Here is a 20,502-nt window from a genome sequence, read left to right as displayed (position 1 = left end):
TCTATATCCATCTCACTGTTCAGAAACTCAAAAAATGCCCGTTTCCCCTCACGTATCTGTCGTGGCGTAGCCATCCAGGATCTCGTGGGCGATGGCAGCACCGGAAACATCTCCCTGACTGCTCATCAAGGCATTGCAAAGCTCGGTAAGCGGACGTTCATCCCGCTTGCCCATAAAAACATAACGACGATCAAATAGGGTAGAAAGCAAATCTGCCAGCAGGCTCATGGTAGGGCGTCCTGTAGTTGCGCAGCGCAAAGTGCATCAGAAAATCGCCGGAAGCCTAACAAGGGACTGCTACGAACGGAATGCAACAAACAGCTTAACAATGAAGTGATCCCTAATAGCACCATGACATCTGTAAATGAGCTGCAACTGTGCTTAACTGGGGAACATTAGGTGATGGAGGGATCAGTGAAGATCAACGGTGACTTTTCAAAGCGAGTGGTGGAGTTCAGCGACGATATTCCTTGGGTCGCGTCCCCGATGAAAGGCGTTGAACGCCGACCACTTGATCGCTTGGGCGAGGAAGTTGCTCGTGCCACCACCGTTGTTCGCTTCGCTCCCGGCAGCCATTTCTCTGAGCACGTCCACACCGGTGGGGAAGAGTTCTTTGTTCTTGCGGGAGTATTTCAGGATGAGCACCGGGGATTTCCCGGCAGGGTCCTACATCCGCAACCCGCCAGAATCCAAACACACGCCAGCCTCCGAACCCGGCTGTACCATCCTCGTCAAACTCTGGCAGTTCGACCTTGCCGACCGCACTCATGTGCGCGTGGACACCAACAAACTGGGCCGCGTAAATGACGCTCAACGGCAAGGCGTTGCGGTCTCCCCGTTGTTTCAGGACGAGCGTGAGAACGTGCGCATGGAGCGTTGGCAGGCAGGGGCAAGCCACCCTGTGGAAGCGGAAGGCGGCGCAGAAATATTCGTGTTGGAAGGATCTATCACAGAAGCGGGAGAGCAGCTGCCCAAACATGCCTGGCTTCGCGTTCCGATTGGCTATGACCTCAACATCACAGCCGGAGAGAACGGTGCCAAACTCTGGATCAAGTCCGGACACCTTCCCTTTGTCACTGCCCCGCATGGAGCATAACTGCGCAGTCTAAAGCTGCTCCTGTAACCAAAGACGGCTGTTTTCTTCCAATGCACTACGGGCAGACAATATGTTTGCCACGTGCTCAGGAAGGAAGAGAGCTCATAGCGCAGCGTGTATTCCAGCTGCCCTTGCTTCCTGTCAGGATGCCACGTCACCTGCTGCACAGCTGGCGTGCTGCCATCCAAAACTGCTGGCTTCTCCAACCACGGTAGAGCGGAAAGCGTTGTTTCTTCAGAGAGTTCAATCGTGGGTGAAGCTTCTTGAGCCACATCCAGCCGCTGAGAAACCTGCGTCGAAATCGGCAGAGTCCAAAGCACAGCAAGGAACCACAGCAGAGCAGGGACACGCACCACTTCGACGTATCGCAGCTGAAACTTCCCTTCCAGAAACTGCGAGATCATCACCAATCCCGCCAGAATGAGCAGAACCCCAAACGCAAGTGCGCGGGCACTCAGTTGCGGGGAGAGGAAGATGAACATGGTCACCAGCAAAACCAGCAGTGCAAACGATACACCGCAATAAAGCTTCGTGGTTGAAGAGACGATTGGATCAAACTTCGGACGATTGGAAACGCCGGTTTTCTGAAGTTTGTTAGAGACGCGTCGCCGATCTTCTGGCCGCCAGCCAGTTGGCTTGAACCACAAACGAACCTTGTCCCACCAGCTTTCCGTATGCAGGCTGTCGCGAAACAGCATGGACCAGTGCTGCAGATTGGCTTTCACCGGGTTCCATGTCTTCAGCGGTGTCGTGGTGCCATAATGGCAAGGATGTTCCGCCACTTCCGGCTGCCAACTGCCGAACATCCTATCCCAAATCACCAGTGTGCCACCAAAGTTCTTGTCGATGTAAATCGGGTTCTTGGCGTGGTGGACACGATGGCTGGAGGGCGTGGAAAACACTCCTTCCATCAGGGGGATACGATCAATCGCCTGCGTATGCAGCCAGAACTGATAGGCCTTCAGCAGCATGAACTGGATCAGGAACACTTCCGGCGGGCAACCAAGGAAGGCAAGAGGCAGATAAAAGACCCAGGAAAACGCATACTGAAATGCGCTCTGCCGCAGGGCTGTGGTCAGGTTATACTCCTCACTCTGGTGATGCCCCACATGAGCGCCCCAAAGGAAGTTGTAGGTGTGGGCAATGCGGTGGAACCAATAATAACAAAAGTCCACGCCAAAGAAGAAGACCACCCATGTGACCCAGCTGGCTGAACCAAAGTCAAACAGCCGGTACGAGGACCAGGCCCATATAAATACCGAGAATGTAAAGGTTTTCAGCAGCGCATCTGAAACCAGCAGGCAGATGCCCATGGAGAGGCTGGCGATATTGTCGCTAAACCGGTGTAAGTCCCGTCCGCTCAGGCGCAGATAGGCATACTCAATCAGCATAAAAAACAGAAACAGCGGAATAGCCAGCGCTGTTATGTTGTACTCTGCCATTTTATTCCCCCTCGCACAGCGTCTTAAGAACAACCGCGCAACAAAAAAGCGTAGAGCTGCTGGCCTGTTTCTGCAGAGTGAGGTCTGCAAAGGCTCTTATGTTGACTTTAACGTAAAGGCAGAGAGAGGGGCTGACAACACAATTCTGAGGCTTTCAGCAGTGTGCAATCTGCAGGGTTTTTAAGAATATTCCGGAGTTTTACGCAGAACTAACATAAATGATTGTTGTTCAACATATTGATATAATTAAACTAATGAAAATGACAGTGCGGCAACTGAGCGCATTTTGAATATTTTTTCTGCAAATGATTTTTTTTGCGTTAAAAGTGACAATTACAGGGTAGGGCCTGCCTTGTTGGCTAGGCCCCAATTTTATTCAAGGACCTTAGCTGGCTGTCCTTCATGGTTTTCGGTCATACACCCAGGGGAATGCGGGGTATGGGCGCGCAGTAAAGCAAAGGCTGTAGTTCTTAGAAAACAGAGTTTTCTGAACAATAAGAAAGAATTAACGGGAGACACCATGACTGAACTGCTAATGTCTACACTTGCAGGCTTCATCATCGGAGCAATCTTCACTGCGATCAAACTGCCTATTCCAGCTCCACCAGTTCTGTCTGGTTGTGTAGCGATCCTTGGTGTTTGGGGTGGTCATCAGATCATGCTGCAGATCACTGAGCGCTTCTTCTCCTAAGAGAGTTTGCGGTCAAATTTCAAAAAGCGGTGCTGAAGTTCAGTGCCGCTTTTTTTGTGCTTGCATAATAAAGAAATGAAAATGTATATAAAAACAAAAATATTGTCATATGGAGTTTCCCATGAACATCCTCCTCATCTCAGGAAGCACCAGAGAAGGCTCGTTGAATAAGAGCTTGCTGGATGCGGCAGCTGAAGAAGCGCATAACCTCAGCCATAAAACTGAACACCTCTCCCATCAGCTGGCATCATTTCCCCTTTATCATTCCGATCTTGAAGAGGACGCCGCCGTTCAGAACCAGCTCTCGTTGCTCCGCCAACAGATTGAAGCTGCTGACGTAATTCTCATCTCTTCTCCAGAATACAACGGCTTCCACACCCCGCACCTGCACAACGTGTTTACCTGGGCATCCAGAAGAGCAGCTGGCAAATCCCACTCTGTGCTTGAGGGAAAAGTCGTTGGTTTGCTGGCCGCCGCTCCGGGACCATTCGGGGGAGTAAGAATGCTGCCACGTCTGTCCTCATTTGCAGCAGACCACGGCTGCTGGGTGCATCCACGATATGTTGCGGTCGGCAACATGGCGTCTAAGACCGATGGCAACGGACAAGTCACCTGCGCTGAAACCCTCCAGAAACTGCGCAATCTGATTGATCAGATTTGCAAGATGGCAGCGCCGTCTCAGGTTGCTGAACCAGCATAAACCTAGGATTTCTCATTGAAAAAGATAAGACCCGGCTCATCAAAGGCCGGGTTTCTTTTTGTCTGCGTGACTATCTTGCGGGCACACTGATCAAACAATGGGCAGTATTATCGATTCCCGAGACCCTCCTGAAAGCCTACGCTTCCGAAGATATAGCTAATTATACCAATAAGTTACCGTAGATTCACTGCCCCGGAACCAGTTTGGCACGCCCTTTGCGATACTGCGCAGCAACAGAGTTTGCATAGACAGTGCGCGGAGAGGGGGCAGCCAAAGGAACTCACGGTGCCACGTTTGGAGAGGCGGGCCTGACAAAGGCTTACGGCGAGTGAATTTCTAATCCGCGCGCGAGGGAGATGAACCATCAGTCATCTCCCCTTCGCATTCCCGTTTTGGCTTTGCGTTGTTATGTGCGTTGCTTTGCGTTCTTTCTGCGTTTTCACCGTTGCATTGGAAAAGCCATGGATCTTCTCAAATCGTTTGATGCCACTCTGGTGTTTGGTTTTATTGTCACCTTCATGGCGCTCAATTTCACCCCTGGTCCTGCGGTACTAAAAGTGGTTGGTGACAGCATCTCAAACGGTATCGGTAGAACCCATGCCAGCATGGCAGGTGTGTTCGGTGCCAACCTCATGTACGCACTGCTCGCCGCCGGAGGTATGAGCGCGCTGCTGCTTTCTTTTCCGGTTCTGTTCGAAACGGTGAAATGGATTGGCGTAGCTTATCTATTGTATCTTGCATATGGCTCCTTCAAAGCCGCTTTCACCGCCTCGCTGGGCGAAGCGAAAGAGCAAAAGCCAGCTTCCGCTCTGAAGCTGTTCCTCACCTCATTTGCAATGCAGGGCGCCAACCCAAAATCTGTCCTGTCCTTCGGGGCGATGCTGCCTGTGTTTGCGGGGGAAGGGGATGGCATGGCACTGCGTATGATGGCGCTGGCACTTTTCAACATCGCCCTCGAATATCCGGCCCTGCTGTTCTACGCTTACTTGGGAACCCGAGCATCAAAGTTCGCCGTCTCCGCCCGCTCCCGCGCGGCTATGGACGCATTCGCCGGAACAGCTCTGGCAGGGGCTGCCTACATGATCTCCAAAAGCACGCTGAAAACACAGTAGGCCAGCGGATTACCCATTCAGAAACCTCAGAGCCTTCTTGTTGAAGAGCGATGGGTTTTCGAACATCAGGAAATGAGAACCGCCTTCGGCCTCGCTGAAGACCTCCAGCGAAGCATTAGGCATCGTCTCTGCGATAAACTGTTGCGAAGCGAGCGGATGCCAGCTGAGTTCTCCTGTAAACACCAGAGTAGGCTGAGGAATGTTGGGCAGCAGAGCGCGCCAGTCCTGCAGCATCAGGTTTTCAATAAGGTCTGCAGCGTGATTACGGGGCAGTTTCAGGTTCTCCGCAGCCAACTCCCGCAAAGTGGCATCACTGACTCTGCTTGAGAACATCCCGCCAATAAGAGCAAGATGATCCTCAATGCTGCGCGTCTGGCGAATAGAGCGCACCATCTCATCAAGGGCTTCCAGGGTGGGGTGGATAGAACCCGCCTCTTTGATTTCCTGCTCCGTCCAGGAAGGCCTTGCCATCAGGCAGCGGGCTCGTCGATAAAAACCATTCGGCGGGCAGGGCGATCAGTGCCAAACATATCCTGATAAGCCCAGAGCATCGCGACGGATAGCGAATGCCCAACCGCATCGAAATCGTGAAGGTCCAGAGCCTCAGCCACATCAAACAGATCCTTGGCAAACCGCTGGATCCGGTAGCCATCAGAAGGCTTTTGTGACTCGCCATGCCCCCGGTTATCGAGAGCGTAGACCGTATGGCTCTGGCAGAAGTCTGCGAACTGTCCTGCCCACACAGTTGCGGTCTGGCTCCAGCCACCCAACAACAGAACAGGCCGTCCTTGCCCCCCAGTGAGGTAAGAAAGCTCCACGCCATCGCGGGTCATTACGGTCTTGCGTTCCATCATCATTGGCCTCTTGCGGTCAACTCAAACACTCTCGCAAATCATAGGACAGAACCGTTACGCAGCTGCAAATGAGCCTGAAGGAGGGAAGATGCGTGTGCTAATTCTGAATAACTGGTCCTAGAATTTTGCAGGTAGCCTGCATACCTGACCAGCCGCCACTCTCTCCGAACAACGCTGCGTGCTTGCTGAAAAAGCACTTCGTCGGACAAAAGCAAAACAACAGTGCAGTCAACACGCTATGCAACCAAAAAGAGGCTGCGCCACTGCGCGGAGTCCCACGGAGCAACAGCTTTCATTTGAGCAAATTAAAGTAACCTTCTGCTCATCTTGAAAGTAATACCAATTCAGAATTCTGAGTTTATTTGCAGGTCAAGGTGTTGACAGTGCCAGCCAAGTAGAAGCTATGCTAGCGCCTGTTCTTCAAGAAGTGAAACTTGGATTTCTGACAGGGACATTCGCAAATTCAAGCAGTTAGAGCATGCACGCAAGCAACCCACAGCTCTTGGTGTGTTCACTGCTACATCCTGAAATTGGTGAGGAGTCGTGAGCATGGAAGCTGCTGCCTGTGCTGATACTGCAATCAGAATGGAAACATGGAGAACGGAGGACCGGCAGGTCAGCTGCATCCTCTCTGCCAAATGCGATGCACCAATCTCCAACTACACCCTCTGCTTCAGCATGCTTGCCCCGTGCGAGGTGGTCGAAGGTGCCAACATCCACCGGATGACAGCGGGATACATTGAGCTGCAGTTCGACAATGACAAGCTGGGAACAGGGCAGGCGCTGGCGTTCACGCTCAAGTACAAAAGCAACATGAACCCCGCCAACCGCAGCTGGCTGCCCAAAGGCGCTTACTTGCGGATGGAAGATGGCAGCATCCTGCCGGTTCAGATCACCCCGCGTGGGATAGACCAAACCTACTCCACCAAACTGCCTGAGCAACACGCCGACCCTTCCTCTGATGAGCTGATGCTCGTACCAGCCCCGCAAAGCTGGCAGCCAACTGGCGCAACGCTGGATGTCAGCGCTGGCTACAAGCTCGACCGTTCATGGGATACGGAAGGCGAGGCTGATAGCACTGAAGCCGTGGAAGCGCTGGCGGATCGCAACAACATCGGCCCGTTCCTCGCAGAAGATGGTGTTCCGCTCCATTTCACCAGAAACGCTGGGCTGGCAGAAGATGCCTATGAGCTGACAATTGCGCCAGATGGCATCACGCTCACCGCATCCGCAGCAGCCGGCGCTTTTTATGGCGCGATCACCCTTCTCAATCTCAAGCAGATCTATGGCGGCACCATTCCATGCGGTCAGATAGCAGACGTGCCGCGCTTTGAATGGCGCGGTCAGCATCTGGATTGCGCCCGCCATTACTACGAGCCGGAAACACTGCTGCGACTTGTCGATATGATGGCCTTGCTCAAGCTTAACCGCTTCCATTGGCACTTCTGCGATGATGAGCCTTCCGTCTGGAGGTGGAAAGTTATCCGGAACTCTGGAAGAAATCCGGCATGCGTGGAGAGGGCCGTGTTGTGCCCGGCATCTATGGCGCTGCGGATGGCCCGCAAGGCGGCACTTATTCCAAGGCCTTTGCAAAACGACTGGTAGAGCACGCCAAAGCGCTTCATATCGAAGTTCTGCCGGAGATCGAGATACCCGCCCACTCCTGGGCCGTGCTCCAAATTCATCCGGAACTGCGCGAGACTGCCGATGAAAGCAACGAGGTCTCCGTTCACGGCTACCTGAACAACACCATCAACCCGGCATTGCCGGAAGCATGGGCCTATATGGAGGCGCTGGCCAAAGAAGTCTCCGGCATCTTCCCGTTCGCGCATCTCCATCTGGGATGTGATGAACGCCCACCAGCAGCGTGGACCAAATCCCCAGCCATTGAAAAGCTCAAGGCAGAGCAGGGGTTAGAGACCGCTGATGATGTGCAAGGCTGGATGATGGACAAACTGGGGGCCTACGTCAGCTCGCTGGGCGTGCGCCCCGCCGCTTGGGAGGAAGCAGCCAAAGGCGCGAACGGTGGCATCAACAACGACGCCATCCTGTTCTCATGGACACAGCAGGGACCGGGTCTTGAAGCCGCCCGCAAAGGCTATTCCGTCGTCATGACCCCAGCCGCCCACGCCTACTGGGATATTGCACCATCAGGCGAGTTCAACGAGATCGGCCTCAACTGGGCAGGCATCACCAGCCTTGCTGACAGCGTCAACTGGGATCCGGTACCGGAAAATGAGCCAGAGCTGGAAGGTAAGATCATCGGCGCGCAAGGTTGCTTGTGGTCCGAGGTTGTGCTGCGCGATGCCAATATGGAAAGTATGATGGCACCGCGCATTCTGGGCATTTCAGAAATCGGCTGGTCCACCCGTGCCAACAAGCCGGATGCGGAGCAGATCACGCAAAAGGCCGCCTGCTACAGCAAGCTGTTCGCTGCCATCGGCTGGCGTCAGAATGTGAGAGACTAAACAACAAAAGACCCGCTCCGAACCTTGGCAGCGGGTCTTTTCTAAAGCTTAAGCGTTGCGCAATTCAGCAACAAAATCATAGATATCGCCGCGATAAACGCCCGTGGTCAGCTCAATCACCCGCCCGCTGGGCAGGTACGCTGTGCGGTCGATGTAAAGCGCCGCATCGCCCTCAGAAACCTCAAGCAAAGCTGCCTGTTCCTCGGTGAGTTTGCAGGCAGAAATACGCTGGATCGCGCGGGACGGGCGCATGCCTTCCAAAGACAATTTCTCATAGAGTGAGGTTTCAATCCGCGATGGATCAGGAACAAACTCTGTCGAGAGCGAACTGGTCTCGATCGCCAGAGGGATACCATCAGCACGGCGCAAACGGGTAATCCGCGAAACCTGCCCATCAGAAGGAAGGCCAAGCGCAACAATCTCTTCTGGCGAAGGCAGGTAGATACCGCAGGACAGGGTTTCGGAAGACGATGTTTTCCCGCGCCGCTGCATGTCCTCGGTAAAGCTGGTCAGTGCAGAAAGAGACTGCTCCATACGCTTCATCTGAGGTGCCACATAGGAACCGGAGCCCCGACGCTGAATCACTAAACCATCCACCACCAGCTGCGAAATCGCTTTGCGAATCGTCACGCGGGACAGCCCGGTCAGTGTCGCCAACTCCCGCTCGGCTGGCAGCGTCGTCGCTGCCGCTAACCGTCCATCTTTAATGGCGGATTCAAGGTGCCGGTACAGCTGCAAGTAGCGTGGACCGCCACTCCTTTGCTGCCAGGATGTCGTTGAGAACAGATCGGTATGGGTGTCTTCTTGTGCGCTCATTCTGCTCGTCTTCATGATGAATCCGTATTACCTATAATACCTTTTCGATACCAATGCAAAACAATACCGATAGAATACCAATGAAAACATCGAGGCTTTTCCCCGCCCGATTTCCCTGAAATCTAGGGCTTTTTTGGCGTTAATCAGAAATATTTCACAGGAGGTAGTGAAATGGTAGACAAATGGATTTGTTTTGGTATTATTTTGGCAACTCGCAAATAAACACGCAGTTCGTCTCCCTGGCGATAACAAGACGCAAGCGGCGAGGTACAACCGATCACCTTTGGGAATTGGGGAGAGCGCATGACACATGCGTCTGGGGACCTGCTGCCTTATCAGGGCGAGCGCAGCGGTTCGGGAAAAACAAAACAGGGTGTGCTCAAGCGGGTCTTCCGCTCAGAAGCAACCTTTGCATGGCTTTTGATTGCTCCGGCAGCAATTTATCTGATCCTTATCGTGGCATGGCCGCTGGTTGAGACAATCCGCTTGTCCTTCACCAACGCCAACATTGGCGGTGAGGCTTACATCGGCACCGCCAACTACGAAAAGCTGCTCAGCAGTCGCAAATTCAGTCAGACGATTTCCAGAACGTTCTATTGGATGTTCCTGTCTGTCTCATTCAAAATCATTTTTGGTCTGATCGGTGCAACGCTGCTCAATGCGGCGATCCCAGGTCGGGCATTGTTCCGCATGCTGGTCATGCCACCATGGATCGTGCCGGTCGCAATTGGCTGTTTCGGCTGGCTGTGGCTCTACAACGGCCACTTTGGCATCATCTCCGGTGTGCTGCAGTATGTTGGCGTGCTGGATGGACCATTCGAGTTCCTGGCCTACAAAAACAGTGCGTTCTATTCCGCTGTGATCACCGATGTCTGGGTTGGTCTGCCAATGGTGACCATCTTCATGCTGGCAGCCATGCAGGGCGTGCCGCGTGATCTGTATGAAGCTGCTTACGTGGATGGGGCATCCCGTTGGTATCGCTTCCGCCGCATCACCATTCCGCAAATCCTGCCGGTGATCATCACCATGTCGATCCTTTCCGTGATCTGGACCTTCAACTCCTTCGAAATCATCTGGATTTTGACCGAAGGCGGACCACGCAGCGCAACCACAACGCTGATCATCGACACCTACAAAATGGCCATCGCAAACTTCAAGTTCGGGCAGGGTGCTGCACGTGCTGTGATCGTGGTGACACTGCTCAGCGTGTTCTCACTGGTCTACCTGTTTGCGCTTCACCAGATCAAAAAACGTTTCGAGGCAGCCTAAAATGATGGATCGTTACTCGCTGCCACATAAAGTATTTCTCTACTTCTGCGTGGCGATTTTCCTCGGCTTCATTCTGTTGCCGTTCTTCGAAATGTTCATGACCTCACTGCGGCCACTGGAGCACCTGTTCCGCTCGCCTTATCAGTTCTGGTCAGATGACTTCTCGTTCAGAGCCTACTCCCAGATGTGGGAGACAGTGCCAATGCTGCCGCGTTACATCGCAAACAGCATGCTGATCTCACTCTCTGTGACAGCTCTGTCCCTGGCGTTCATCATTCCAGCCGCCTACGCCTATGCCCGGTTCGACTTCAAAGGCAAGTCTGTCAGCCTTGGCATCTTTCTGGCGGTCAACATGTTCTCCGGCGCGGTTCTGCTTATTCCGCTGTACAAGCTCCTGAGAAACTACGGTCTGCTGAACACCTATTTTGCCATGATCGTTCCGGGCGCAGCTTCCTGCTGCCAATGGGCATCTGGCTTCTTAAATCCTATCTGGAAAAAATCCCGCGCGAACTGGAAGAAGCAGCTTCATGGATGGTGCCAGCCGTCTGTACACCCTGCGCCGTGTGGTTCTGCCACTGGCCGTTCCCGGTCTCATCGTGGTGGGTGTGGCTGTGTTCCTGTCAGCCTACGCACAGCAGTTCCTGTTCGCGATCACCTTTAACAGCGTCAAGGAGTTTATGCCTCTGCCAGCGGGCATCCTCGAGTTCATTGGCTACCAGTCAGTCAAATGGAACCAGATGATGGCAGCAAGCATTGTTGGAATACTGCCCGTACTCGTAATTTTCTTATTTTTACAACGCTACTTGGTGGCCGGCCTCACAGCTGGTGCGATCAAGGAGTGACATTTTCAAAATAGCATTGGTTACTGGGAGGAGAAACCATGAGGACTAAACTGCTATTCGCAATGGCTGCAAGCGCAGCCGCACTAATGGGCGCATCAGCTGCACAATCAGCAGAACTGCACTTCATCCGTTGTGGGGACAACGGCTTGGATCAGGATCGCAAGGTTATCGCAGCGTTTGAGGAAAAATTCCCGGGCAACACCGTCAACATGGAAAGCCTTCCATGGGGCACCTGTCAGGATAAGTCTCTGAAGCTTGCATCCGCTGGCAGCCCGCCATCCGTATCTTACATGGGCTCGCGCACACTCAAGCAGCTGGCAGACAACAATCTGGTTGTTGACGTGAAGATCTCTGAAGATCAGCAGAAAGCCTATCAGCCGGGCGTGCTGAACACCGTGAGCTATCGCGACAAGTTCTGGGGCTTCCCACGGGCATTTTCCACCAAGGGTCTGTTCCTGAACTGTGACATCTTCGAGGAAGCCGGTCTTGCTTGTGAAGCACCAAAGACCTGGGACGAGATGTACACCGCTGCAAAGGCGATCAAGGACAAAACTGGTAAAGCAGGTGTCGGTCTGGCCGGTAAAGACTTCGACAACACCATGCACCAGTTCCTGAACTACCTGTATTCCAATGGTGGTCAGGTGATCGATCCATCCACCAACGAAATCACGCTGAACTCCCAGAACACTTTGGAAACTCTGAAGTTCTACGGCAAGCTGGTAGACGTTGCACAGGATGGTCCGACTGCATTTGAGCGTACGCAGGTCCGGGATCTGTTCAACGACAACAAAGTTGGCATGTACATCGACGGTCCATGGGCGCGCGGTCAGCATAAAGAAGGCATCACCACCAAGGTTGCGCCGATCCCAGCTGGTCCAAACGGTGTGAGCGGTACGCTTCTGATCACCGACTCCCTCGCAGTGTTCAAAGGCTCCGGCCATGAAGAACTGGCAATGGAATTCGCACGCATGATGACCTCCGGTGAATCTCAGTACACGCTGGACAGCCCGGACGGTTGGGGTCTGACACCAATCCTCAAGTACGAAGAGCTTGGCTGGGAAAAGCCATTCTACAAGGACGATCCATACTGGGCGGTCTTCGTAGACTCCATCCCAACCGGTGGTCCGGAGCCTCTCTTTGTTGATTACAAAGCGATGCAGACAACCATCAACTCCATGATTCAGGGCATCATCCTGAAGGACGATACTGCTGAAAACCTGGTGGCAATCGCCGCTGAAGAACTCGAAGAGTTCAAGTAAGCGTATTCCCGAAAAGTGGACGCCGGTTTTCGGAAAAGAATACGCGGCACTGACTATTCGATGCAAAACCCGGAGAGGCTGCCCGCAGCCTCTCCCCGTTATCAAGCGCGAGAAGACGAATATTATGGCCACGCTTCAGCTACAAAACATCGTAAAATCATTTGGACCAACAACCGTATTGAAGGACGTCAACCTGTCCATTGAGGACAAGGAGTTCGTCGTCTTCGTTGGCCCCTCTGGCTGCGGAAAAACAACTTTGTTGCGCATCGTGGCAGGTTTGGAAATAGCTTCCGAAGGCTCCATCATCATTGATGGCAAAGATGTTTCCGACGACCACCCCATTGATCGCGGAATCTCCATGGTGTTCCAGAGCTACGCGCTCTATCCTCACCTCTCAGTTTTTGAAAACATCGCCTTCCCGCTGCGTGTTGCTAAACGCCCGGAAGACGAGATCAAGGACCGTGTCCATAAAGCCGCTGCCATTCTGCAGCTGGAAGAGCGCCTGGAGCATAAGCCCGGCCAGCTCTCCGGTGGTCAGCGCCAGCGTGTTGCCATTGGCCGGTCTATCGTTCGTAATCCAAAAGTGTTCCTATTCGACGAGCCGCTCTCAAACCTTGATGCAGCGCTGCGCGGGGACATGCGCGTGGAACTCTCCAAGCTCCACAAAAGCCTCGACACCACAATGATTTACGTGACCCACGATCAAGTAGAAGCCATGACCATGGCTGACCGTATCGTGGTGCTCAACGGTGGTGTGGTGGAGCAGTGCGGCACCCCGATGGATCTCTATCTGCACCCGCGCAACAAGTTCGTGGCAGGCTTCATCGGCCATCCCAAAATGAACTTCGTGTCTGCCATGGTCAGCCGTGTCGAAGACCGCCTGCTGCACGTGCAGCTACAAGACGGCGGCCTCATGAGCCTGCCTGTTGCATGTCAGAACATCAAAGCAGGTGACAATGTCGAAATCGGCATCCGCCCTGAACATATGCAGCTGGATGACAATGGCCCAATCGCCATGCACGTGGAAGTACTGGAGCGCCTCGGTGCCCATTCCATCGCCTATGGCAAAGTCAATGGCGACAACGCTTTCTGCGCCTCGCTGCCGGGTATGGCGGAAATACCGGAAGGCACAACCATTAAACTCAACGTCAAGCCGGAAGATGCCTACGTCTTTGATGCAGATGGGCTTGCACAGCAGCGTCTTGGCGCGCTCGAACTCGCATAGGAGAAACACATGCGTATCATCGTTGTTGGTTTGGGTTTGCGGGCTGTCAGCGTTCTGGAAAGACTGCAGGCACATATGATGAAGCGGAAGTGGTGGCCTATGTAGACCCCAAGCCGCACCAGATTGAACGCCTCAAAAATCACGAGGCCATCAAGCCTTACGACACGCTGGAAGAAATGTTGGCAGGTGAGAAAGCGGACCTGCTGTTCGTCAGCTCACCAAACCACATGCATCTGGAGCACATCCGTCTGGGGTTGGAAGCTGGCATCCGCATGTTTGCTGAAAAGCCTGTTGTGATCTCCATGGAAGAAACCATGGAACTAGCAGAGCTGCTCTCAAAGCATGGGGCAGATCAGGTGCTCATCGGTCTGGTCCTCCGCTACGCCCAGCACGCAAGAGATCTGCGTGCAGCACAGGCTGCGGGGCAGATCGGTGATGTGGTTTCTATTGAAGCCAACGAACATATCGCGCCCTATCACGGTGCCTTCTTCATGCGGGATTGGCGTCGCTATTCCAAATATTCCGGCGGCTTCATGCTGGAAAAATGCTGCCACGACCTCGACATTTACAACATGGTCACCGGCTCACGCCCAACCCGCGTTGCCAGCTTTGGCGGAAGAAAATCCTTTGTTCCGAGCAATGCACCGGCAAAAGATGCAGATACGCAGGTGTATCACGTGAAGGAATCCATCTGGGAAGCGGCGGAAGATCCGTTCCTCTCCGATGGCGATATCGTTGATCACCAAACGGCGATCCTCGAATACGAGAGCGGCGCCACCATGGCCTTCCACACCAACATCAACGTGCCGGACGAACACCGCCGGTTCTGCGTGATTGGCACCAAAGGCATGGCGGAAGGCGACTTCGTGCGCGGTTATCTGAAAGTCACCGATGCCCATACCCGTGGCACATTGGTGGACGAAGATTACACCAAGTCCATTGACCGTCCCGGCGCACACTACGGTGCCGACGACATGATGTGTCAGGACCTCTGCGCGTACTTGCGCGGTGAAATGGACAGCCTGCCAGTTTCCGTAGTGGACGCGCTGGAAGCAGGCGTTGCCGCACTGGCATTGGATCAGGCGCGCACCACCGGTCAGGTCGTGGATCTGACCTCCTATTGGGAAAAATTTGACAGTTTCGACCTGCGGGGAACCGCAGCAACAACAAAAAAGATGGAATCAATACAGTGACCAAACTCCCCGGCGCGTACATGCGTGCTGAGATCGATCAGGCAATTCCGGCATTTGCTGAAGGCGTGCTTCAGGACCTTTCAGCAAGTGTCAAAGCAGCAACACTGGACAAGCTCGACGCGTTTTACACCATTGCGCGTGGAAGCTCAGACGCTGCCGCCAACCTGATCTCCTATGAACTGATGGCTGAACTGCAAAAGCCGGTAACAACCTTGCCGCCCTCTGTATTCAGCCTGGGGAATGGATTGCAGCTGGGCAATGCTGGCGCGCTTATTTTCTCTCAATCCGGGGGAAGTAAAGATCTGATCAGCGCTGCAATCGGGTTCAAGAATGCGGGCGGTAAAACACTCGCCATTACCAACACACCCGGCTCTCCGCTGGCAGCCGAAGCGGATGCCTTTGTCGATATCAAAGCAGGGCTGGAACAAGCCGTTCCTGCCACCAAAACAGTGATCTGCACCATCGCCGCCGGAATGGCTCTTCTGGCAGCGCTCAAACCGGATTATGCCAAAGCCTGTGAAGCTGCAGCGAAAGCCATGCTGGCCAGCGCTGATGCCAAGTTAGAGCAGGCTGATCAGATCATCGAGGCCGTGAAATCCACGCCCCACGTCTATGTCATCGGACGCGGATGCGGGTTCGGTGCTGCCCATGAAATGGCGCTGAAGCTGAAGGAAACCACAGCTATTCATGCCGAGGCATACTCCGCGGCGGAGGTGCTGCACGGTCCGCTGCAACTGGCCACCAAACCGCTCTGTGTCCTCATTTTGGATACGGGAGAAGAGGTCAGCAACCAGAGCCTGAGCTTGGCCGAAGAGCGGTTCCGCTCCGTCGGCGCAAATGTTTTCCGCCTGACACCAGAAACCGTTGGTGCGCAGGGCCTTACTCCCGCAGCAAGCTCCGCCATGCTGCTGCGTGCATTGTACCCAGTGATTTTGGAAATTGCTCTCCAGTTGGGTCTGGATCCAGACCAACCGGAAACACTTTCTAAGGTTACTGTAACTATTTGATTTTATGAAGGAATGCTGCGATGGTCGATCTGACCAAATGGGCAACTACGCGCGAAATTCAGGCGCAACCGAAAATCTGGGCAAACTGGGGGCAGGAGTTTTCTACCCGCCTCAGTGACCTGAGCGAGTGGGTCGCCAACTCAGGCGCCACGGAAGTCTGGTTCTGCGGAGCAGGCACATCTGCCTATATTGGCGACCTTCTGTGCAGAGCGCTGGACGCAACCTCCGTGTTGCCAATGCGCTCAGTTCCTTCAACTGATCTGGTCAGCGCGCCACACGCGTTCAAACGCAACGGTGTGATCCCACTGGTCGTTTCCTTCGGCCGTTCTGGCAATTCCACCGAGTCCATTGGCACGCTGGATCTGCTGGACGCGATCTTCCCGGAAGCACCACGACTGAACATCACCTGCAATAAAGACAGTGCTCTGGCAACCCGCCAGCCTGCCTCACAGGCCAGCCAGCGCGTGATTGTGTTGCCAGACGAATGCCACGACAGTGGCTTCGCCATGACCTCCAGCTTCACCACCATGATCCTGACGGCCATGGCTGTGTTTGGGCAGGAAACACCGGAAGAGTTCGCCGCCAACATGAACGAAATCAGCCACGCGGCTGAAATCGTGTTGGCAGAAGCAGATCAGCTGGTGGGCAAACTCACTATTCCGCAGCGTGCTGTATTCGTGGGCTCTGGGCCTTTGGCTTTCGTCGCCCGTGAAAGTGCGCTGAAGGTGATGGAACTGGCTGCGGGCAAAATCCCATCTATCTGGGACAGCTCTCTTGGCTTCCGGCATGGGCCAAAGTCGTTCGTGGATGACCAGTCCAAGGTCTTCGTGTTCCTCTCCAACAACCTGCACTCCCGTCGCTATGACGAAGATCTGGCAGATGAGGTGAAGGCACAGTTTGGTGAGCAAACGGTAGTGACCATCGGCAACTCTGCCAAAGCGGATGTGCATATTCCATGCAAACTGGAGGATGGCTGGATGTCCGTCCTCACGGTACTCATTGCCCAGTGGCTGGGCGTGGCATGGTCCAATCAGCTTGGCTTCAACGTCGACAATCCGTTTGAAGGGCAGGGCACGCTGACCCGCGTGGTCTCGGGCGTAAAGCTCTACGCACTGGAAGAGGCCTGATATGGTTCGAGCAGGTGGCATAGATCTGGGCGGCACCAAAATCGAGGCAACCGCCTTTGATAATGATTGGGCCGTGGTTGAAACCAAACGTATCCCAACACCCCAGGATTCCTACGAAAATCTGGTCGATGCCCTCTGTGAGATGGTGATCTGGCTAGAGGAAACTGCAGGCTCCAAAGGCCTGCCGGTGGGTGTCGGCATTCCCGGCTTCCATTCCAAACGAACGGGAAAGTTCCTCACCGCCAACCTGCTCGCCTCGGGCCGTACCGTTCATCAGGACCTGATCGACAAACTGGGTAGAGCCGTCGCGTTTGAAAACGACTGCAACTGCTTTGCGCTTTCGGAAGCCATGCTCGGCGCAGGCCGCAGCTATGCCAGCGTCTTCGGCCTGATCATCGGCACCGGCGTTGGCGGTGGGTACTGTTCCAACGGCACCCTGATTTCAGGTCTCAACGGTGCTGCCGGGGAATACGGTCACCTCGGCATTCCGTACATGACCATCAAGGAGCTTGGGCTCGATGGCATCCAGTGCGGATGCGGTCGCACAGGTTGTTTTGAAACCTACCTCGCAGGCCCTGGAATGCGCCGCCTCGCAAAGCACGTCACCGGCAAGGACGCAGATGCGCAAGCCATCACTTCAGCAGCCGCTGCGGGTGATCCGCAGATGCAGGAAGTCATGCGCATGTGGGCACGCATTGCCGCTGAACTGGTCGCCGCGCTCCAATGCACAGTGGACCCGGACTGCATCGTACTCGGCGGTGGCCTTTCCAAGATCCCGAACATCGACCGGATCATTTCCGAGGCTCTGCCCGGCCATTTGCTGGACCAGACAGAGCCACCGGAAATCCGAGTTGCCGAATACGGCGACAGCAGCGGCACGCGCGGCGCGGCCCTTGCTGCCGTTCAAAACTACGAAATACTGGAGGAAGCGTCATGAGCAATCCACTGCTTGAGGTGATCACTGCCAACCGTGCAGGCGCCAGAGCCGCGCTTCCTTCCATCTGCTCCGCACAGCCGGATGTGATCCTCGCCTCCGCTCTGCTTGCCGCAGAAAAGAACGCGACCCTGCTGCTTGAAGCCACCAGCAATCAGGTCAATCAGGATGGCGGCTACACAGGCATGATACCTGCTGATTTCGTCAGCTACGTCAAAGGCATCTGCGCCACAGCCGGATTACCCGAAGAAGCGCTGATTATTGGCGGCGACCACCTCGGCCCACAAGCCTGGCGCTCCATGCCAGCTGATCAGGCCATGGCCAAAGCCAAAGAGCTGATGAAAGCCTATGTGCAGGCTGGTTTCACAAAAATCCATCTGGACTGCTCCGAAGGCTGCGCAGGTGAAGAAGCTCAGGTTGGCGACGAGTTAAGCGCCAGCCGCGCAGCAGAACTGGCAGCAGTCTGCGAAGAATTTGCTCCAGACCCAAACCGCCTCAATTACATCGTCGGTACGGAAGTTCCTCCTCCCGGAGGCGCGCGTGAAGAAGGTGAGGCTCATGGCATTGAACCAACCCTGCCTGCGCGTGCCTCCCGTACCTTGCAGATGCATTTCGAGAAGTTCGATGAGCTGGGCCTGCACGCCGCCAAAGAGCGCATTTGCGGTCTTGTCGTCCAACCGGGTGTGGAGTTCTCACCCTTCCATATCGATCATCTGCCAGCAGACGACGGCAAAGCCCTGCGCGCTGCATTGGACCCATTCACGAACGTGGTGTTCGAAGCGCACAGCACCGACTATCAGCTGGACAACGCTTTCCCACGCCTCGCCAATATGGGCTTTGCGATCCTCAAAGTCGGCCCCGCGCTCACCTTCGCTTATCGTCAGGCGATCTACGCACTCGATCAGATGCTGGATTGGCTGGAAGAGGACAAACGCACAGCACCAAAAATCTCGAAAATCCTGGAAACCGAGATGCTGTCAGAGCCCAAATACTGGCGCTCCCATTATCAGGGCTCGGATCAGGAACTACGCCTGCTGCGCCACTTCAGTTATGCAGATCGCATCCGGTATTACTGGCCGCAGGAGAAGGTGCAGGATGCCCTTGAGGCACTCTTTGCGGCCCTTCAAACCCATAAGATTCCAGAAACACTGCTGCTTCAACTGTTTGCATCTCAAACTGTTGAACGTGCGCGGGCTTTGCAGAGCCACGGTTTTGGCATAGAGAAGGCGCTCGTGCTTGCTGAAATCCAGCAGGCATTGGACCCCTATTTCTTTGAGAGAGTTGAGACACCTCAGCTTGAGGAGGCTCTATGAGCACCGCACCGGGCAACCAAGATATCTGGCTGAGCCCAGATCAGCTGTTTGACGGGCAGAACCTGCTGACCGATACTGCCGTTCATCTGGTGAACGGCAAGTGCGCAGGCCTGTCTCCAGCCGACCAGTTGCCTGTTGATGCGACTGTGAAAAAGCTCTCAGGTCTCATCACACCGGGTTTCTTTGATATCCAGATTAATGGTGGTGGCGGTGTCCTTTACAACACCACCCCAACATCGGAAGGTCTGGCGGCCATTGCAAAGGCCCACCGTCAATTCGGCACTACGGCCTTGCTGCCAACGGTCATCACCGATGCGCCGCACGTTCTGGAAGAGGCTGTAGAAGCCATGAAGGATGCCTATGGCACCCATGGCATCAAAGGCATTCACATCGAAGGCCCGCACATCAGCGTGGAACGCAAAGGCACCCACGAAGCCAGCTGGGTCCGCCCGCTCAACAAGCGCAGCTTGGAACTGGTCCGCGATCTGCGGGATCGGGATATCCCTGTTTTGGTGACAGTTGCACCAGAAGCGTTGCCAAAGGCGATGTTGCCAGACTGGTGGAAATGGGCGCCGTAGTTTCTATCGGCCATACCGATGCAGGCGCAGCGCAAATCAAGCCTGTTCTGGAAGAAGGCGCAAACCTCTTCACGCACCTGTTCAACGGCATGTCCCAAATGGTCAACCGTGAGCCGGGCGCTGTCGGAACAGGCATCAACAGCACAGCTTATTGCTCGCTGATCGTGGATGGTCACCACGTGGCAGATGACATGCTGCACCTCGCCATGCGCGCGCGTCCGGTGAAAGACCACATGATCATCATCAGTGACGCCATGCCAACCGTAGGTGGACCAGACAACTTCGATCTCTACGGCCATCAGGTCTATCTGGAAGACGGCAAGCTCATCAACAAAGCCGGATCTCTGGCCGGGGCGCACGTCACCATGTTTGAGTCCGTAGCCGCATGATCAACACGCTTGAGTGTCCACAAGAGGAAGTCCTACGCATGGGTCTTTCCAACCCTGCAGCGCTGATGGGTCTGACCCAGTCTGTCGCCAATCTGGAAACCGCAGATGTCGAAGACCTTCTGCTGATCGCGCCGGACTACAGCTCCTTCACATTCCTCTCGCAGATGGCCTGATCTCCCGCGAGAGG

The 20,502-nt window shown here is 54.6% G+C and carries 19 protein-coding genes and 4 pseudogenes; 18 read left to right on the top strand and 5 right to left on the bottom strand.

The genetic code is table 11. The annotated features are described in order from the left end of the window. Positions 1–48 precede the first annotated feature (48 nt). Positions 49–228, bottom strand: a complete 180-nt coding sequence (locus JCM12308_RS23610) for a hypothetical protein (RefSeq protein ID WP_054785273.1) — start codon at positions 226–228, stop codon at positions 49–51. Between the two features lie 174 nt (positions 229–402). Between JCM12308_RS23610 and JCM12308_RS33270 the strand changes: the two are divergent. Continuing rightward, positions 403–603, top strand: a pseudogene (locus JCM12308_RS33270) (cupin domain-containing protein); the annotation flags it as partial. 34 nt (positions 604–637) lie between these two features. After that, positions 638–1,096 carry a cupin domain-containing protein gene (locus JCM12308_RS23605; RefSeq protein WP_054785272.1) on the top strand — a complete coding sequence of 153 codons (459 nt, stop codon included), beginning with the start codon at positions 638–640 and terminating at the stop codon, positions 1,094–1,096. Here the strand turns inward: JCM12308_RS23605 and JCM12308_RS23600 are convergent. Continuing rightward, positions 1,003–2,538 (bottom strand): sterol desaturase family protein, encoded by a 1,536-nt coding sequence (locus JCM12308_RS23600; RefSeq protein WP_208978910.1) that lies wholly within the window; start codon positions 2,536–2,538, stop codon positions 1,003–1,005. The genes JCM12308_RS23605 and JCM12308_RS23600 overlap by 94 nt on opposite strands. Positions 2,539–3,058: 520 nt before the next feature. Here JCM12308_RS23600 and JCM12308_RS23590 point away from each other — a divergent pair. The 3 genes from JCM12308_RS23590 (at position 3,059) to JCM12308_RS23580 (ending at position 5,041) form a co-directional block, all read left to right on the top strand. Further along, positions 3,059–3,229 carry a XapX domain-containing protein gene (locus tag JCM12308_RS23590; RefSeq protein ID WP_008552160.1) on the top strand — a complete coding sequence of 57 codons (171 nt, stop codon included), beginning with the start codon at positions 3,059–3,061 and terminating at the stop codon, positions 3,227–3,229. 121 nt (positions 3,230–3,350) lie between these two features. Beyond that, positions 3,351–3,929 (top strand): NADPH-dependent FMN reductase, encoded by a 579-nt coding sequence (locus JCM12308_RS23585; protein WP_208609028.1) that lies wholly within the window; start codon positions 3,351–3,353, stop codon positions 3,927–3,929. 461 nt (positions 3,930–4,390) lie between these two features. Beyond that, positions 4,391–5,041: a LysE family translocator gene (locus JCM12308_RS23580; protein ID WP_148266095.1), complete on the top strand. Its 651-nt coding sequence runs from the start codon at positions 4,391–4,393 to the stop codon at positions 5,039–5,041. 9 nt (positions 5,042–5,050) lie between these two features. Here the strand turns inward: JCM12308_RS23580 and JCM12308_RS30960 are convergent, their stop codons facing one another. Together JCM12308_RS30960 and JCM12308_RS30955 are read right to left on the bottom strand one after the other, a co-directional pair. Then, positions 5,051–5,512: an alpha/beta fold hydrolase gene (locus JCM12308_RS30960; protein ID WP_208978909.1), complete on the bottom strand. Its 462-nt coding sequence runs from the start codon at positions 5,510–5,512 to the stop codon at positions 5,051–5,053. Then, the gene (locus JCM12308_RS30955; RefSeq protein WP_208978908.1) at positions 5,512–5,895 is read right to left on the bottom strand and encodes an alpha/beta fold hydrolase; all 384 of its coding nucleotides are present in this window, start codon (positions 5,893–5,895) and stop codon (positions 5,512–5,514) included. The genes JCM12308_RS30960 and JCM12308_RS30955 overlap by 1 nt, the downstream gene beginning before the upstream one ends. A 549-nt stretch (positions 5,896–6,444) precedes the next feature. Between JCM12308_RS30955 and JCM12308_RS33145 the strand changes: the two are divergent. After that, positions 6,445–8,363: pseudogene (locus JCM12308_RS33145) on the top strand (beta-N-acetylhexosaminidase). Positions 8,364–8,411: 48 nt separating this feature from the next. Here the strand turns inward: JCM12308_RS33145 and JCM12308_RS23565 are convergent. Next, on the bottom strand, positions 8,412–9,179 hold the full coding sequence (locus tag JCM12308_RS23565) for a GntR family transcriptional regulator (RefSeq protein WP_008552153.1): 768 nt from the start codon (positions 9,177–9,179) through the stop codon (positions 8,412–8,414). A gap of 303 nt (positions 9,180–9,482) precedes the next feature. Between JCM12308_RS23565 and JCM12308_RS23560 the strand changes: the two genes are divergently transcribed. From JCM12308_RS23560 to JCM12308_RS30930, 12 genes and pseudogenes are all read left to right on the top strand, one after another. Further along, complete coding sequence (locus JCM12308_RS23560) at positions 9,483–10,448, top strand: carbohydrate ABC transporter permease (protein WP_054785268.1); 966 nt, start codon at positions 9,483–9,485, stop codon at positions 10,446–10,448. A 1-nt stretch (position 10,449) separates the two neighbouring features. Further along, positions 10,450–11,290: pseudogene (locus tag JCM12308_RS23555) on the top strand (carbohydrate ABC transporter permease). A gap of 38 nt (positions 11,291–11,328) precedes the next feature. Next, on the top strand, positions 11,329–12,549 hold the full coding sequence (locus JCM12308_RS23550) for an ABC transporter substrate-binding protein (RefSeq protein WP_054785267.1): 1,221 nt from the start codon (positions 11,329–11,331) through the stop codon (positions 12,547–12,549). 124 nt (positions 12,550–12,673) lie between these two features. Then, complete coding sequence (locus JCM12308_RS23545) at positions 12,674–13,774, top strand: ABC transporter ATP-binding protein (RefSeq protein WP_054785266.1); 1,101 nt, start codon at positions 12,674–12,676, stop codon at positions 13,772–13,774. Positions 13,775–13,783: 9 nt separating this feature from the next. Continuing rightward, positions 13,784–14,967, top strand: a pseudogene (locus tag JCM12308_RS23540) (Gfo/Idh/MocA family protein). Then, entirely contained in the window at positions 14,964–15,974 is a 1,011-nt protein-coding gene (locus tag JCM12308_RS23535; protein WP_054785265.1) for an SIS domain-containing protein, read from the top strand. Before JCM12308_RS23540 ends, JCM12308_RS23535 begins: the two are co-directional and overlap by 4 nt. Positions 15,975–15,994: 20 nt before the next feature. Further along, positions 15,995–17,101 carry an SIS domain-containing protein gene (locus JCM12308_RS23530; RefSeq protein WP_054785264.1) on the top strand — a complete coding sequence of 369 codons (1,107 nt, stop codon included), beginning with the start codon at positions 15,995–15,997 and terminating at the stop codon, positions 17,099–17,101. A 1-nt stretch (position 17,102) separates the two neighbouring features. Further along, on the top strand, positions 17,103–18,038 hold the full coding sequence (locus JCM12308_RS23525; RefSeq protein WP_054785263.1) for an ROK family protein: 936 nt from the start codon (positions 17,103–17,105) through the stop codon (positions 18,036–18,038). Next, the gene (locus JCM12308_RS23520; protein ID WP_054785262.1) at positions 18,035–19,348 is read left to right on the top strand and encodes a class II D-tagatose-bisphosphate aldolase non-catalytic subunit; all 1,314 of its coding nucleotides are present in this window, start codon (positions 18,035–18,037) and stop codon (positions 19,346–19,348) included. Before JCM12308_RS23525 ends, JCM12308_RS23520 begins: the two co-directional genes overlap by 4 nt. After that, positions 19,345–19,926: an amidohydrolase family protein gene (locus tag JCM12308_RS30940; RefSeq protein WP_208978906.1), complete on the top strand. Its 582-nt coding sequence runs from the start codon at positions 19,345–19,347 to the stop codon at positions 19,924–19,926. The genes JCM12308_RS23520 and JCM12308_RS30940 overlap by 4 nt, the downstream gene beginning before the upstream one ends. Next, a complete protein-coding gene (locus JCM12308_RS30935) occupies positions 19,914–20,315 on the top strand; it encodes an N-acetylglucosamine-6-phosphate deacetylase (RefSeq protein WP_208978905.1) in 402 nt (133 codons plus the stop codon). The genes JCM12308_RS30940 and JCM12308_RS30935 overlap by 13 nt, the downstream gene beginning before the upstream one ends. Next, positions 20,312–20,488 carry a hypothetical protein gene (locus tag JCM12308_RS30930; protein WP_208978904.1) on the top strand — a complete coding sequence of 59 codons (177 nt, stop codon included), beginning with the start codon at positions 20,312–20,314 and terminating at the stop codon, positions 20,486–20,488. The genes JCM12308_RS30935 and JCM12308_RS30930 overlap by 4 nt, the downstream gene beginning before the upstream one ends. The last annotated feature ends 14 nt before the right edge of the window (positions 20,489–20,502 follow it).

It is taken from the genome of Pseudovibrio denitrificans JCM 12308, assembly GCF_001310815.1.
GTDB classification, from domain to species: Bacteria; Pseudomonadota; Alphaproteobacteria; order Rhizobiales; family Stappiaceae; genus Pseudovibrio; species Pseudovibrio denitrificans.
This window is presented reverse-complemented; position numbering and strand designations above follow the sequence as displayed.

Coding starts and splice junctions, on each gene's coding strand:
- JCM12308_RS23565 (WP_008552153.1), bottom strand. CDS start 9,179: ATGAGCGCACAAGAAGACACCCATACCGATCTGTTCTCAACGACATCC.
- JCM12308_RS23605 (WP_054785272.1), top strand. CDS start 638: ATGAGCACCGGGGATTTCCCGGCAGGGTCCTACATCCGCAACCCGCCA.
- JCM12308_RS30955 (WP_208978908.1), bottom strand. CDS start 5,895: ATGATGGAACGCAAGACCGTAATGACCCGCGATGGCGTGGAGCTTTCT.
- JCM12308_RS23520 (WP_054785262.1), top strand. CDS start 18,035: ATGAGCAATCCACTGCTTGAGGTGATCACTGCCAACCGTGCAGGCGCC.
- JCM12308_RS30940 (WP_208978906.1), top strand. CDS start 19,345: ATGAGCACCGCACCGGGCAACCAAGATATCTGGCTGAGCCCAGATCAG.
- JCM12308_RS23585 (WP_208609028.1), top strand. CDS start 3,351: ATGAACATCCTCCTCATCTCAGGAAGCACCAGAGAAGGCTCGTTGAAT.
- JCM12308_RS23525 (WP_054785263.1), top strand. CDS start 17,103: ATGGTTCGAGCAGGTGGCATAGATCTGGGCGGCACCAAAATCGAGGCA.
- JCM12308_RS23580 (WP_148266095.1), top strand. CDS start 4,391: ATGGATCTTCTCAAATCGTTTGATGCCACTCTGGTGTTTGGTTTTATT.
- JCM12308_RS23600 (WP_208978910.1), bottom strand. CDS start 2,538: ATGGCAGAGTACAACATAACAGCGCTGGCTATTCCGCTGTTTCTGTTT.
- JCM12308_RS23560 (WP_054785268.1), top strand. CDS start 9,483: ATGACACATGCGTCTGGGGACCTGCTGCCTTATCAGGGCGAGCGCAGC.
- JCM12308_RS23545 (WP_054785266.1), top strand. CDS start 12,674: ATGGCCACGCTTCAGCTACAAAACATCGTAAAATCATTTGGACCAACA.
- JCM12308_RS30960 (WP_208978909.1), bottom strand. CDS start 5,512: ATGGCAAGGCCTTCCTGGACGGAGCAGGAAATCAAAGAGGCGGGTTCT.
- JCM12308_RS23590 (WP_008552160.1), top strand. CDS start 3,059: ATGACTGAACTGCTAATGTCTACACTTGCAGGCTTCATCATCGGAGCA.
- JCM12308_RS23530 (WP_054785264.1), top strand. CDS start 15,995: ATGGTCGATCTGACCAAATGGGCAACTACGCGCGAAATTCAGGCGCAA.
- JCM12308_RS30930 (WP_208978904.1), top strand. CDS start 20,312: ATGATCAACACGCTTGAGTGTCCACAAGAGGAAGTCCTACGCATGGGT.
- JCM12308_RS23610 (WP_054785273.1), bottom strand. CDS start 228: ATGAGCCTGCTGGCAGATTTGCTTTCTACCCTATTTGATCGTCGTTAT.
- JCM12308_RS30935 (WP_208978905.1), top strand. CDS start 19,914: ATGGGCGCCGTAGTTTCTATCGGCCATACCGATGCAGGCGCAGCGCAA.
- JCM12308_RS23550 (WP_054785267.1), top strand. CDS start 11,329: ATGAGGACTAAACTGCTATTCGCAATGGCTGCAAGCGCAGCCGCACTA.